The 12,991-nt window shown below is 68.1% G+C and carries 16 protein-coding genes; 13 read left to right on the top strand and 3 right to left on the bottom strand.

Going from position 1 to position 12,991, the window contains the following annotated elements; all coding sequences use genetic code 11:
* Window positions 1-32: 32 nt before the first annotated feature.
* The 3 genes from istB to OZ403_RS09440 are packed head-to-tail and all read right to left on the bottom strand — an operon-like array spanning window position 33 to window position 2,292.
* Complete coding sequence (gene istB, locus OZ403_RS09450; RefSeq protein ID WP_140876531.1) at window positions 33-794, bottom strand: IS21-like element helper ATPase IstB; 762 nt, start codon at window positions 792-794, stop codon at window positions 33-35.
* Window positions 791-2,170 carry an IS21 family transposase gene (gene istA, locus OZ403_RS09445; RefSeq protein WP_268783998.1) on the bottom strand — a complete coding sequence of 460 codons (1,380 nt, stop codon included), beginning with the start codon at window positions 2,168-2,170 and terminating at the stop codon, window positions 791-793. The genes istB and istA overlap by 4 nt, the downstream gene beginning before the upstream one ends.
* Window positions 2,161-2,292 carry a terminase gpP N-terminus-related DNA-binding protein gene (locus OZ403_RS09440; protein ID WP_268783997.1) on the bottom strand — a complete coding sequence of 44 codons (132 nt, stop codon included), beginning with the start codon at window positions 2,290-2,292 and terminating at the stop codon, window positions 2,161-2,163. The genes istA and OZ403_RS09440 overlap by 10 nt, the downstream gene beginning before the upstream one ends.
* An 804-nt stretch (window positions 2,293-3,096) precedes the next feature.
* On the opposite strand from OZ403_RS09440, the gene OZ403_RS09435 reads away from it, so the two are divergent.
* The 13 genes from OZ403_RS09435 (at window position 3,097) to OZ403_RS09375 (ending at window position 12,990) form a co-directional block, all read left to right on the top strand.
* Entirely contained in the window at window positions 3,097-3,735 is a 639-nt protein-coding gene (locus tag OZ403_RS09435) for a hypothetical protein (RefSeq protein WP_268783996.1), read from the top strand.
* Window positions 3,735-4,259, top strand: coding sequence for a hypothetical protein (locus tag OZ403_RS09430; protein WP_268783995.1), 525 nt, complete (start codon window positions 3,735-3,737; stop codon window positions 4,257-4,259). Before OZ403_RS09435 ends, OZ403_RS09430 begins: the two co-directional genes overlap by 1 nt.
* A complete protein-coding gene (locus OZ403_RS09425; RefSeq protein WP_268783994.1) occupies window positions 4,256-4,549 on the top strand; it encodes a hypothetical protein in 294 nt (97 codons plus the stop codon). Before OZ403_RS09430 ends, OZ403_RS09425 begins: the two co-directional genes overlap by 4 nt.
* Before the next feature lie 136 nt (window positions 4,550-4,685).
* Complete coding sequence (locus OZ403_RS09420; RefSeq protein WP_268783993.1) at window positions 4,686-5,186, top strand: hypothetical protein; 501 nt, start codon at window positions 4,686-4,688, stop codon at window positions 5,184-5,186.
* A 7-nt stretch (window positions 5,187-5,193) separates the two neighbouring features.
* On the top strand, window positions 5,194-5,799 hold the full coding sequence (locus OZ403_RS09415; protein ID WP_268783992.1) for a hypothetical protein: 606 nt from the start codon (window positions 5,194-5,196) through the stop codon (window positions 5,797-5,799).
* Window positions 5,799-6,701, top strand: coding sequence for an IPT/TIG domain-containing protein (locus OZ403_RS09410; RefSeq protein WP_268783991.1), 903 nt, complete (start codon window positions 5,799-5,801; stop codon window positions 6,699-6,701). The genes OZ403_RS09415 and OZ403_RS09410 overlap by 1 nt, the downstream gene beginning before the upstream one ends.
* Window positions 6,698-7,030: a hypothetical protein gene (locus OZ403_RS09405; RefSeq protein ID WP_128795592.1), complete on the top strand. Its 333-nt coding sequence runs from the start codon at window positions 6,698-6,700 to the stop codon at window positions 7,028-7,030. Before OZ403_RS09410 ends, OZ403_RS09405 begins: the two co-directional genes overlap by 4 nt.
* A complete protein-coding gene (locus OZ403_RS09400) occupies window positions 7,027-8,562 on the top strand; it encodes a phage tail sheath protein (protein ID WP_268783990.1) in 1,536 nt (511 codons plus the stop codon). The genes OZ403_RS09405 and OZ403_RS09400 overlap by 4 nt, the downstream gene beginning before the upstream one ends.
* A complete protein-coding gene (locus OZ403_RS09395) occupies window positions 8,516-9,244 on the top strand; it encodes a phage tail sheath family protein (protein ID WP_268783989.1) in 729 nt (242 codons plus the stop codon). The genes OZ403_RS09400 and OZ403_RS09395 overlap by 47 nt, the downstream gene beginning before the upstream one ends.
* A gap of 10 nt (window positions 9,245-9,254) precedes the next feature.
* Entirely contained in the window at window positions 9,255-9,716 is a 462-nt protein-coding gene (locus OZ403_RS09390) for a phage tail protein (RefSeq protein WP_268783988.1), read from the top strand.
* A gap of 89 nt (window positions 9,717-9,805) precedes the next feature.
* Window positions 9,806-11,944 (top strand): DUF262 domain-containing protein, encoded by a 2,139-nt coding sequence (locus OZ403_RS09385; RefSeq protein ID WP_268783987.1) that lies wholly within the window; start codon window positions 9,806-9,808, stop codon window positions 11,942-11,944.
* 84 nt (window positions 11,945-12,028) lie between these two features.
* Window positions 12,029-12,802 (top strand): T4 family baseplate hub assembly chaperone, encoded by a 774-nt coding sequence (locus tag OZ403_RS09380; protein WP_268783986.1) that lies wholly within the window; start codon window positions 12,029-12,031, stop codon window positions 12,800-12,802.
* On the top strand, window positions 12,799-12,990 hold the full coding sequence (locus OZ403_RS09375) for a hypothetical protein (RefSeq protein ID WP_002616267.1): 192 nt from the start codon (window positions 12,799-12,801) through the stop codon (window positions 12,988-12,990). The genes OZ403_RS09380 and OZ403_RS09375 overlap by 4 nt, the downstream gene beginning before the upstream one ends.
* Window position 12,991 lies beyond the last annotated feature (1 nt).

Raw genomic sequence — 12,991 nt, 5'->3', positions numbered from 1 at the left:
GGCCGGTGGGCATCGGTGAGTCGCGGGGACGCTCAGCTCTTCCTTGCCTTGCGCTCCGCGCGTGATTCCTCGGCCATACGCCTGCGGTAGCTGTCGCCCTCGATGCTGATGATGCTCGCGTGGTGGATGACGCGGTCAATGAGGGCGATGGCGCATGCGGCGTTGGGGAAGATGGTGGTCCACTCGGAGAATGGGAGGTTGGTCGTCAGGACAATCGGCTTCTTCTCATACCTGCGCGACACCACCTGGAAGAGGAGGTCGGCGTTCCTGGCGTCGTAGGAGAGGTAGCCAATCTCGTCGATGACGAGCAACCCCGCCTGAGTGCAGTAGTGCTTCAGGCGCCTGTCGAGAGCGCGAGCGGAGTCCTGGCTTCCCAAGTCGAGCAGCAACTGGGAGGCGGTGGTGAAGAGGACGGAGTGCCCAGCCTGCACGGCGTTGTAGGCGATATTCTGAGCAATCATCGTCTTGCCCAGTCCCTGGGGCGCGACGAGGACGACGTTGGCGGGGCGGGCCATGAAGTCCAGCGCCAGGGCGCCCTCGACGGCCGTCCTGTCGATGCGCTTGGGCCAGCCCCAGTCGAAGTCGGCCATCGTCCTGAGCGCGCCGAGCTTGCTGCGCGACAGGCGCCGCTCCACGCTGCGCCGGGCTCTGTCCTTCGTCTCTTCCTCGGTGATGGCTTCCAGCAACTCGGTGGGGCCCCACCTGCGTTTGGTGGCCAGGGCAATGAGGTCATCGAGCGCGGCACTGGTGTGATGCAGGCCCAGGGTGTTGAGGCGTTCCTTCAAGGGGCTCATGACACTTGCTCCGTGTCGCGCCCGAGGAGGGCGTCGTAGGGGTTGAGGGAGTGCTGGGGGACGCGTTGCTCGCGCACGCGCGGGTCATCCGGCAGCACCAGGGGCAGCGGCGGAGGGGCGCCCCTTTTGCGGCTGCGTTGGTCGAGGACGTGGGCAACGGCGGCGGGGCCGAGTGCGCCGCGAGCGAGCGTCTCGGCGATGGCGGCGTCGGTTTCGGCGGAGCCGTACCTGTCGGCCAGCGCCAGCAGCTTCACGGTGTGGTTGCCGAGGTTGTCGCCGCGGCTGGTGAGCGCCTGGAGGAGTTGCTCGGCGTGCGGGCAGCGTGCGCGCAGCAAGTCCCTGCCACGCAGCTCGTGGGCGTGGGCCTTGCGCCTGGCCAGGGCAGCCAGGTGGCTGGCATCCTCGACGACGGCGCCCTTGTCCCAGCTGCGCACGTGCGAGGCGACTTCCACGGCGCCGTCGAGGAGGCGCACCGTGGTGGACGAGGCCACCAGCGTGAGGGGCCGGCGCACCAGGCCCTCGGGAATGGAGTAGTCGTTGCCGTCGAAGCGCACGTAGGGCGTCTTGCCGGAGGCGGCGGGGCGCACCACGTCGGTGGGCAGCGGGTGCGCGGGCAGCGGCAGCAGCAGGGGGCGCTCGGCTTCCAAGGCCTGCGCCACCGTGCGGCCCGAGGCGTCGCCGGGCACCCGGCGCTGGTGGGCCACCTCCTCCACCCAGCGCTGCAGTTGGCGGTTGACGTCGTCGAGGCCGTGGAAGGTGCGCGCAGAGAAGAAGGAGTCGCGCAGGTAGCGGATGGTGCGCTCCACCTTTCCCTTCTCATTGCCGCGGTAGGGGGCGCAGGGCTTGGGGACGAAGTGGTAGTGGCCGGCGGCTTCCAATATGCGCGGGTGGAAGTGAATGATGTCTCCGGCCCTCTGCAGCACGACGGACTTCAGGTTGTCGTAGAGGAGGTTGCGAGGCACGCCGCCCAGCGCTTCGAAGGCTTGGACGTGGCCCTGGAGGAAGCACTCCATGGTTTGGCCCAGGAAGAAGCGCGCGTACATGGCGCGCGAGTGGCCCAGCACCAGGACGAAGCAGGAGAGCGTCCGGGTGGCCCGCCCCACCCGCACCTTGCCGAAGCTGCCCCAGTCCACCTGGGCCTCTTCGCCCAGCAGGGTATTGCGGCGCAAGAAGGCCTCGGCCTGGGGCCCCGGACGCACCCGCCGCACGTAGCGCTTCACCTGCTCATAGCCGCCCAGGTAGCCACGGGCCTTCACCATGTGGAAGAGGCGCGTGGCCCTCAGGCGCGGGTGGGCCTTGAGGGTGACGTCAATGAAGTCCGTGTACGGGCCCAGCACCGTGGGCTTCGCCGTTCTGTCAGCACTGGCTACCGGCACGTCCTCAGGGCCGCCTCCACGGTGTCGTGGTGCAGCCCCAACTGCGTGGCGATGGTGCCCACCGGCCAGCCTTCCGCGTAGTGCAACTGGCGAATCCGGGCGCGTACCTCGAGGCCAATCATCCTCCCACCTCCTCAGGGTGGGCAGCGCCGCCAGCGCGGGCCCATTCGGGTGCGCGCCAGGGTGGTGTGACGGAGGAATGGATTGGCGCGTCCGCAGGACGTGCAAGCCGGAATGGACGGTGGTGCATACGCAGGTGGCCTCGCTGCGCTCGGCTCCGCGGACACCTGCGTGGTGGCCTGGGCCGGCGCGGGCGGCACCGTCACCTCCAAGGCCCCTGGCGGGGGAGACTGATGCGTCACTTTCCGCCGCCGTCCTCGGTACGCGGCCTGGCGCTCGGCGTGCGCATGCCGTCCGTCTCGGGTGCGCTGGTATCGCCGCCCGGCCGCGCGCACCGACTCCGCACGCGCCAGCACCCCGCACCTGCGCTCGCAGTAGCGCTGCCCCCTGTCGCACCGGCTGCACAGCTGAAACAGCCTCCGGCACTCCGGCCGCCCGCACACCACCAGACGCAATGACTCCACGCACACCTTCCCGTGCGCGCCGACTTCTGGCGCCGCGCCGCGGAGTGCGCTACCCCTCCCTCACCGGCTCGCCCCTCTCGCACACCAGGGCGCGCCCCCAGGAAGGCCCTCCAGGTGTCGCTGGTGGGCCTTCTGACTTTTCAGGACGCGCGCAGCCCCGGACTCCACCGGCTCGCGCTCCTCTCCTCAACTTTTCGGCGGCACCCAGCGCTGCCCCTGGCAGCAGAGCTCTCGAACTTCTCGCCGTCCATGACCAGAAATCCGCGCTTCCTGGTGACCATCAACAGCCGAAGGCCAGCGAGGAGAAGGACACGCGCCGCGCCAAGCGAGAGAAGGACTGACGTGTACGCCACGGTGGCCGACATGCGCGCCGAGGGCGTCACACCGGCCATGGCGGGCGACACCCGCCTGGCCGTCCTCCTCGAAGAGGCGACGCGCACCATCGACAAGGTGACGGGGTGGCACTTCGAGCCGCGCGCGGCAACGCTGCACCTTGACGGACGCGGCACTCCGTCTCTCTGGCTGCCGGTGCCACCCATCCGCCTCTACCGCCTGGCCATCCACGGGGCGGACGTGTCCTTCTCCAAGGAGCGCTTGGTGGTGGTGGGCTCTCCGGTAGGCGCGGGCTTCGACGGCCCCCGCCTCACCTTCCGCCATGGCCGCGTCTTTCCGCGTGGCGAGGGCAACGTCACAGTGGGCGCGCGCTGGGGTTACACCGAGTCGGACGGGACGGCCGAGGGACGCACACCGCCCGCCATCGGCCGGGCATGCATGCTCCTCGTCCTGCGCAGCCTCTCGCCGCTGGCGGAAGAGGCTTCCTTGGAGGAGCGCACGCGCTGGCGCGTGGTGGAGGAGCGGACGCGCGAGCAGAGCTACCGCCTCGACAGCGTCCGTCCCTCGGTGCGGCCTCTCACCGGAGAGCCGGAGGTGGACACCCTCCTCGCCCCCTACGTGAAGCCCTCTTTGCCCGGAGCGGCTTGATGAGGGGCAGGCTCATCTTCCCCTTCCTCGCGGAGCTGCACCGCTTGGACACCGCCGCCATGGCGGGGCCCGGCCCAGGTTCCCATGCGAGCGGGTACGACGCGGACTTCCGCGAGCCCGTGCTGGAGGACTCGGACGACGACGGCCTTGCCGAAGCCTTCCGCCGCGAATTTCCGCCTGTACGTGTCCCCTGCCAGGTGGAGCCGGATGCCTTTGAGTCATTGCGCATGACTCCTTCCGGCAACAGCCCCCGGACGAGCTTCGAGCTCGTCTTCCACTTCCGCGACTTGGAGCGCCTTGACCTCGTCGACGCGACCACGGGCGACGCCCTCATCCGCCCCAGCGACAGGCTTGGCGCCCTCTACGACGTCGCGGGCGCCCTTGTGCAGTCCGTGAGGACGCCTCCCGGGCTCTACGTGACGGAGGCGCGCCCCATCGGCTTCGGACTCCACCGCCGGAGGCCTCGCCGAAACCTCCTTCTCGTCACCTTCAACGACAGGCCCCAAGCCCGAGGACTCGCATGAAAGCACTGCTACTCACCCCACTTCTCGCTGCTGCCCTCCTCACCCGCTGCCGCGCGCCGGACGGGTGCGCACCGGTGTCCACGCGCTGCGCCGGCAACGTCACCGAAATCTGCAACGGCGACGGCAACTGGCAGACGCTGGCCGACTGCGACGCCGTCAGCGAGCACAGCAGCGCGGCCTTCACCTGCACCTACGTCAACGAGGAGGGCGTCGCCGGCCACACCTGCCTGCCTGCCACCGTGGACGCCGGCACCACCGACGCCGGTGCAACGGAAGGCGGTGTCCTGTGAAGGGTTACCTCCAGTCCCTTCCCGGCGTGGGCGGACTCTTCCAGCGCGACATCCAGCCCGCGGAGGTGTGGGCCTTCTGGAAGTACATGCAGGAGCGCCTGCGCACCAAGACGGCCAACAAGGCCGACTCCTCGAAATGCAACTGGCGGCCGAGGCGCTGCAGCGCATGGGCATCCTCGACAGGCAGCGCTTCCTGGAGAAGTACGCCACCACCGTGGGCCGCACCCTCTACCTGCCCTTCGAGGTGGGCGTGCCGAAGGGGGGCTGGGACTTGTGGGCCCAGGTGGTGGTGTGCGTCCACGAGCACCAGCACGTCGTCCAGCATGACGAGGAGGGGCCCAGTTACGAGTTGGCCTACCTCACCAGCCCCGCCGCTCGTGCCAAGTACGAGGCCGAGGCGTACACCTGCAACGCGGAGTTGCACTACTGGCGCTACGGCACCCTGCCCGCCTTGCGGCCCATGGCTGAGGGACTCAAGCACTACGGCTGCCGGCCCGAGGACGTCGAAGTCGCCGCCCACAGCCTGACTCTCGCCTCGGTGTCCGTCCGCCACGGCGCGGTGGTGAGCAAGGCCACGCAGGTGGCCCTCGAGTGGCTCAACTCGCACGTCCCCCACCTGCGGGCGAAGCAGGACTGAGGCGTCCATGGCCGTCTCGCGCACCGGAGACTGGGCACGGGCCCGCAGGCTACTGACGGCGGGCTCGTCGCGCCTTGAAGGGGCGTTGCAGACGGCCCTGCGCCAAGAGGCGCACGCCCTGCGCAAGGAGGTGGTTCAGGGCCTCACCCAGCAGGCGCCGGGTGGCGAGCCGCTCCGCCCGCCCTCGCCCCTCACGCTGGCGGCGCGCCAGCTCGCGGGCTTCAACGGGACGAAGGCCCTCCTCGTCTCCGGCGCGCTGCGCAACTCCATCAGTGCCGTCGTGGAGGGCGACGAGGCCTTCATCGGAGTGTCCCGCACGGCGAAAGGCCCCGACGGAGAGGCACTCGTCGACGTGGCGCAGCTCCAGGAGTACGGGGGGCCGCCCGTCGTCATCCCCATGACGCCGAAGATGAGGCGCTATCTCTTCGCGCTCCTGCGCCAAGCCGGCCTGGCCGGCCAGTCGCGCAACAGCGGCAGGGGGCGCGGCGTCATCGTGGCGCAGACGCCCGCGCGGCCCTTCCTGCGGCCGGCCTTCGCACGCTTTAGGCAGGGCGCCAGCCGCCGCTTCCTGGCGCGCGTGGCGAAGGAGCTGGGCCTCGGAGGGCCCGGGTAATGGCCGTCCCCTCCCTCACCTACGTGGCGCCCGCCTCGGGCCCCACCAGCGGCGGAGACATCCTCCGCCTCGCTGGCACTGGCTTCGCCGCTCGGGTTGCTGTGCGCCTGGGCGGACTGCGCGCGGAGGTGCTTTCCGTGCGCCAGCAGTCGGGAACCTCGCATGTCGACGTGAGGACACCGCCCCACGAGGCGGGCACCGTCGGCGTGGAGCTGCGCAACCTCTCCGCGGACGGACGCCCCGTTCCAGGCGAGGCCGCTCTCCTTCCAGGGGCCTACCGCTACCTGCGCCCGCGCGTCGCGAAGGAAGCGGCGCTCACCCGCCTCGTGCGCACCTTGCTGCGGGAGCTGAAGCGCCAGGTGGTGGCCAACGTCAGCGCCAGCGTCTCCGTCGACTACGACGACACGGTGGCGGACGGCCTCAACGTCATCGCCATGGCCTCGCTGCCCTCCGTGGTGCTGTCAGGCCCCACGCTGCGCGAGAGTCGTCGCTACTCCACCAACGTGTTGCACGAGGACGTCGTGCAGGGCCCCTCCGGCGCCGAGTTGGTGCGCAGGCGCCCCGCGTACACGGTGGACCTGGCCTTCACCCTCACGGTGGCCTCCAACCGCACCGCCGAGCTCTTCAACCTCATGGCCGCCGTGGCCACCTTCCTCAACCGCAACCGCTGGCTCTCCATGGCCCGGGACGCGGGGGACGCCTCGCGAGGCACCGTCCGCTGGGAGATGGACGCAGACGGCGAGGTGCGCACGCAGCTCGGCAGCCGCGACGACGTGCGCGCCTTCACCTGGGGACTGGCGGTGCGCGGCTTCGATGTGGACGAGGGCCTGCCCCTCGACATCGGCAAGGCAGTCGCTGGGACGCACCTCGAAACGGACTCTCTCCCTGGAGGCACCACATGAGTGTCACCCTCACCAATACCCTGGGCAGGCTCGTCACCTTCCTCTTGCCCCACGAGTCGTACTGCCTGGCGCGCGGCGCGTGCGCCTGCGGCGTGCAGCCAGGCCGGGGCGGCCGGCGCCTGCCCTCCTCTCTCACCCTGGCCACGGGCGTGACGCTGGAGGACGTGCCCGAGGCCGTCCTCTCGGTGCCTGTGGTGGCCGCGGCCATCCGCCGGGGCGAGCTCGCGCTGAAGCGGCAAGCCCCCTCCGCCCCGCCGTCCTCCCCATCCCTCCTCCCCGCGCCGGAAGCGTCCGCGCGCGTGTCCCGGAAGAAGCGAGGTGCCTCGTGAGTCGTGAGCTGCTGTCGTCGAAAATCGTGGTTGAGGAGGAGGAGCCGCAGGTCCGTGGCATTCCTTCCGCGCCCACCTCCGTGGCGGGTGCCGTGGGCCTGGCGGAGCGCGGCCCTATCGGCCAGGCCGTGCTGTGCACCTCCTTCGAGGAGTACCAAGCCACCTTCGGCGGCTTCACGCCGGACTCGGACTTGGCCCTCGCGGCCATGGGCTTCTTCGAGAATGGCGGCAGCAACCTCTGGGTGGTGCGCACCGCCCACTACGAGGACGCCTCCAACCCCGAGTCGCACACGGCCACGCGGGCGGCGGCGGCCCTCACCACGGGCGGTGGGCCCACGCCTGCTGTCGTGCGCGGCACCCTGCGGCCCCCCTTCACCCTTGCCGATGGCCAGCGACTGGGCGTGTCCGTTAACGGCGCCGAGGCGGTGGACGTCGTCTTCTCCGGCACCGCGGCTTCCGTCTCCGCAGGGCGCCCTGGGCCCTATGCACTCACCGCCGGCCAGTCGCTCCGCGTGCGCGTCGACACCGGGCGGGACGTCTTCATCCCCTTCCTCGAGGAGTCCTTTGGAGACATCGCCCAGGCCACCGCCCAGGAGGTGGCCGCCGTCCTCAACGCCGGACTCGTTGGGGGCCGCGCCCTCGTGGAGGACGGTGTGCTGAGAATCGCCAGCGACACCCAAGGCGCCGCCAGCCGTCTGGAGGTGGGCGACGAGGTGGCTGGCGACGTCTTCGGATTCCCAGGCGGCCCGCAGGTGGGGAGCGGCAACGTCCAGAGTCTGCGCGCCGTCGAGTTGGCGGAAGTCCGCGCCCTCGTGGAGGCGGCGGTGGCGGGCGTCCGCGTGGCGCCGTCGTCCCTCGGGACGCTGCAGCTGCGCACCCAGGCCACAGGCCCCTCCGCGTCCCTGCGCGCCCAAGGAGACGCTGGCCCCAGTCTTGGCCTGGACGCGTTGCCGCATACGGGCGATGCCTCGGGGGCGGTGGACATCCTCCACCTGGAGGCCAGGGATGCGGGCGCCTACGCCAACCGCATCGAGGTGGAGGTGCGCCCCGCGACGAATGGCACGCCTGACACCTTCGACGTCCTCGTCCTTGAGGATGGCACCTACCGAGAGTCCTTCCCCAACCTCTCCTCGGCCGAGGACGACGCGCGCTACGCCGAACGCATCCTCAATGACGAGCGCACCGGCTCCTCCTTCGTCCGGGCCTTCATGGTGCAACCAGGCGCCTTCCCCGACGAGCAGACGGTGGCGCTCGCGGGCGGTACCGACGGCCTCGTCGGCTTGGACGACATGGACTTCATCGGCTCGGAGGCCGGCGGGAGCGGTCTTTTACGCGCTCGACGAAGTGCAGGACCTCACGCTTCTCCTGGTACCCGGCCGGGCCACGCCTGCCGTGCACAACGCCATGGTGCGCTACTGCGAGGTGGCGCGCGACGGTTTGGTATTCGCGCTCTTGGACTCGCCCGCAGGCTTCAGGGCTGCGGACATGGTTCCCTACGTCTCGCAGGAGGCCGCTCTCGAAGGGCTCTCTGAGCACGCCGCCATCTACTGGCCGCGCGTGAAGGTGCTCAACCCCGCCCGCGGCGTCTTCGGCAACGTGGCGCAGCTCGTCGTCCCACCTTCCGGCATCATCGCCGGCGTCTTCGCGAGCAACGATGCCGCGCGCCCCGGCGGTGTGTATGAGGCTCCCGCGGGCATCGAAGCTGGGCGCATGTTCGGTGTCCTCGGCTTCGAGTCCAAGGAGTGCCTCGACGAGAAGAAGCGGGACATCGTCTACCCCCGCCGCATCAACCCGCTCACCACCGGGCCTGGCCTGCCGCGCTTCATCGACGGCAGCCGCACGCTGAAGGCCAACGGCAACTTCCCCTACGTCGCCGAGAGGCGAGGCGTCTCCTTCATCGAGAGGAGTCTCAAGTCGGGCCTGCAATTCGCGCGGCACCGCAACAACACCGAAGGGCTGCGCGCCCAGGTGCGGCGCTCCATCTCCACCTTCCTCCTCGCGCAAATGAAGAACGGGGCATTCCGCAGCCAGGAGCCCGCCAAGGCCTTCTTCGTCGACGTCTCGGACGCCCTCAACCCGCCGTCCGTCGTCTTCGCCGGAAAGCTGGTGGCGCGCATCGGGCTCGCCACCAACAAGCCGGCCGAATTCATCGTCCTGCGCATCGCCCAGGACACCCGCGCCATCGAAGCCGAGCTGGCTTCAGCGGGCCTGTGAGGACCTCACCATGGCCATCATCGGACAGCCGCGCAGCTTTCATAAGCGCTTCAAGTTCCTCTGCGAGGTGGACGGCCTCGGGCACTCTGGTTTCCAGAAGTGCTCCGAGCTGTCCGTCGAAGTCGCCAACGTCCAGTACTTCGAGGGCGGCAGCCTCATCCCCAACAAGTCTCCGGGACGCCTCACCTTCTCCGACGTCACGTTGGAGAGAGGCGCCACGCAGGACCACCAGCTCTTCGACTGGTTCCAGGACGTCGTCCACACCGCCAGCGGACTGGGCCTTCCGGACAGCCTCTACAAGCGCAACCTCGACATCGTCCAGCAAGACAGGGACGGCACCACGCTGCGCCGGTGGAGCCTCTCCCGCGCCTGGCCGGTGAAGTTCGTTGCTGGGGAATGGGACAACGAGAGCGACGAGAACGTCATCGAGTCCGTCACCCTCACCTACGACTTCTTCGAACTTGCGCGGTGAGCTTTGACATAGCCCCGGGTCACTAATGATTCACCTCCTGCGCCTGCTCGGACAAACGTACAATGGAGACTCTCCGCTTGGGGGTGCCTATGAAGATCTATGATGAAGGGTCCGAGCCACTGCACGAACTCCTGAAGGGTGCGAGTTCCGACCAAGGCGCGACGCTGCTGGTGCCTGACCTTCAGCGCCCGTATGTCTGGACTCCAAGCCAAGTCACACTGCTCGTTGACTCGTTGCTTCGCGGATGGCCGTTCGGCACTCTGCTCCTCTGGAAGGTGCACAAGGAGGACCTCGCAAGGATTCCGTCGCGGCCATTCTGGCGTGTTGCAGACCGCACAGGCGAATTCGACGACGAGCAGGTCAGCAAGAGCAACCCGCCAGCGGAATTCCGCATGGTCCTCGATGGCCAGCAGCGCATGCAAAGCCTCTTGCTCGCGTTCGGTGGCGATAGCTGGGGTTTTCGCTTGCTAGACCAAGAGTGGTCGACGGTACTCGATGCGGAGCGGCCTCGAGGACGCTATGCAAAGCGTCACTGGTCGATGGGCCACCTTTGCCTCGACGTGTGGTCGTTCCGCAATCGCGTGAAGGAGGCAGGCGGCATCGCAAACGTTGACTTCCGCGACGTGTTGTCCTGGGTTGTCCAGAGCCCCAGTGGGGGCCGGTCGACGCTGAAGAAACCCGTAAACTACAAGCATCCGATCACGAGCGCACAGGACACCGAGAACAAGGGACGCTTCGTTCGCCTGAGCCGCCTGTGGGACCTCGCGTCGACGCAGGCCGGCCTGTTCGAGAAGTATTTCCGCGACAAGCTCAGACCGCTCCTGGAATCACATGACGTTCCCAAGGAAGTCATCGACGACGTACTTGTACCGCTCGCAGAACTCGTCGTGACTCTCGTTGGAGTCAAGCAGTCAAAGGTATCCTACCTTCAGCTCGCACCGTTCAACGCGGAGGTCTTCAGCCAGGACCTCTACAACGATGCCATTGTCAACATCTTCACCCGCCTCAACACGGCCGGTCGAGCTCTCACGCGGCAGGAGATCACGTTCGCCTGGATCAAAACCGGGTGGGATGCGAGCAAGACCGGCAACCGCACTGCGGGCCGCTGCTTCGAGGAACTAAGCAAAGCTCTTGCCGAGGAGAACGTGAACATTGACATCGATGCACTCGTTGGCTCCGTGTCCGCGATGTGGTCGGTACTCCACGGCAGTGGCGCCTTGCTTACGGCAACCGACCTGCTTCGCGGCGAGAAGGTGCGACCGATGGCGCAGGACCTCGTGAAGAGCTGGGAAACCGTCTCGACGAATGCCATCGAAGGCGCGAAGCTGGTGAACGACCGACGCTTCCTTTTCGGCACGCACTACCGATCACTGAACGTCCTCACGTTACTTCTCGCCTGGCGGCTACTTGGCCGGCAGTGGCTTGCGACGCACTCCCTGTCGGTGCTGGCCAAGGATGGGTTTGAAAAGGCCCTTGATGCCGCATTCGGAAACAGCTGTGATCGTTGGATTCTCATGTCGCAGTGGTCGGGCCGCTGGGGGAAGTCTACTGACAAGGCGTTAGCCGACTATGTCAAGGACCTAGCCTCCGACTGGTCGAAGATTTCGTCACTCTGCGAGCCCGACGACGTCATCGCTGTACTCACTGCCCGCATGGAAGTGTGGAACGGTGCGCTGCAAGCCGAATCATCGAAGTACATCGACGACCTCGCAGTCCTCTCGCGCGACCGGGTGCATGATTACTACTTGCCGCTGTGGCTCTGGCATCGGATTGATACGCGGCGATGGAAGGCGTCGGATATTCCTCTCCGGGAGCCGAAGCGCGGAAGCCTGAGCCTCGATGTTGACCACATTGTTGCGGTGAAGCTCTGGGAGACGCTGCCCGGCGGTCTGCCGCAGGTTGACTCCGAAGACGAGGGGGCTTTGAGCGCCGACGACCTGTCGACGACGATGAACGCGATCGGCAACTGCTGTTTGCTCGAGAAGTCCTTCAACATCGCGAAGGGGGTCGAGCCACTCGGCGCATTTTTGCAGCGGATTCACGAGTTCAAGACCGGGAAGCATAAGGTCGACGACTGGACGAAGGACATCGGTGTAGACCCGATGCTCGTTGATCCCACCGGAAAGCCTACAACCGAGGTTCGGGCAGTCGTCGAAGCTCGAACCGCCGCGATGAAGTCCGAGCTAAAGGAGTATTTGGCCGGCGCGCGGCAACGCGCCGACCTGTAGCGCTCGGGGGAAAGGCTTGGCCGACCCTGTCCCGCATGTCCCCGATTTGCCGCCCGAAGCCTTTGTCCTTCCCGGAGGAAGGACATGGCGGACATCATCTCATGCCCCTCGGGGCTGACAGGCCGTATTCGGGGCATGCGAGTGCGGGAGGAGCGCGTCCTCGCGGACAGGAAGCTGGCGAAGAGCGGCGGCCAAGTGGATGAGCTGCTCTCCGCGTGCTGGGAGGAGATGCAGGAGGCAGGCCCCTACGCCTTCGCAGACGGGAAGGTGGACTGGAGCCGGGTGCTTCAGGGGGACCGATTCTACGCGCTCCTCCAGGTGCGCATCCTCACCTACGGTCCCGAGTACGCCTTCGCCGTCCCCTGCCAGAATGCCGCCTGCCGCTCCCGCATCGACTGGGAGCTGGACTTGACGCAGTTGCCGGTGCGCGCCCTCTCAGACGCCAGCCGCGCGGCCTTCATGGCTGGCAACCGATTCGAGACGGCGCTGCCCGACGCCGGCACGCGCGTGCGTTTCAAGCTGCTGACGGGTGAGGACGAGCGGCGGCTGCCGCAGCTCCAACGCGCCGCGCCCGAGAAGCTGCTGTCCTCCGTCCTCGCCTACCGGGTGCTGGACGTTGACGGCGTGGACGCGCGCGACAAGCGCCGCTTCCTCGAAGACTTGAGCCTGCGCGACGCCGACTTCCTCGTCGACGAGTTCGACCGCGTCGACTGCGGCGTGGACACGACACTCGAAGTCGAGTGCCCCGAGTGCTTCATGCGCCAGGAGGTGGAGCTCCCTTTCGACCGGGGCTTCTTCCTCCCGGGGCAAGCCCGGACGACGAGGCGACGGGAGCGCTCCACCTCTTCCCCGGCGTGACGCTGGAGACGTGGCGAGAGGGCCTCTTCAACCTGTGCTGGCACCAGCACGGAGGCAGCGGCCTCGCAGTCCCCCTCGGTGACGCGCTGGAGCTGCCCACCTCGGACAGGGACTGGCTGCTTGAGCGCATCGGACAGCAACGCAGCCGCGAGGCGAAGGCCTTGGAGCAGTCCGCGAAGCGGAGGTAGC

Source organism: Myxococcus sp. NMCA1 (assembly GCF_026810205.1).
GTDB classification, from domain to species: domain Bacteria; phylum Myxococcota; class Myxococcia; order Myxococcales; family Myxococcaceae; genus Myxococcus; species Myxococcus xanthus_A.
The sequence above is the reverse complement of the archived record's forward strand: the minus strand, read 5'-3'. Positions and strand labels throughout refer to the sequence as shown.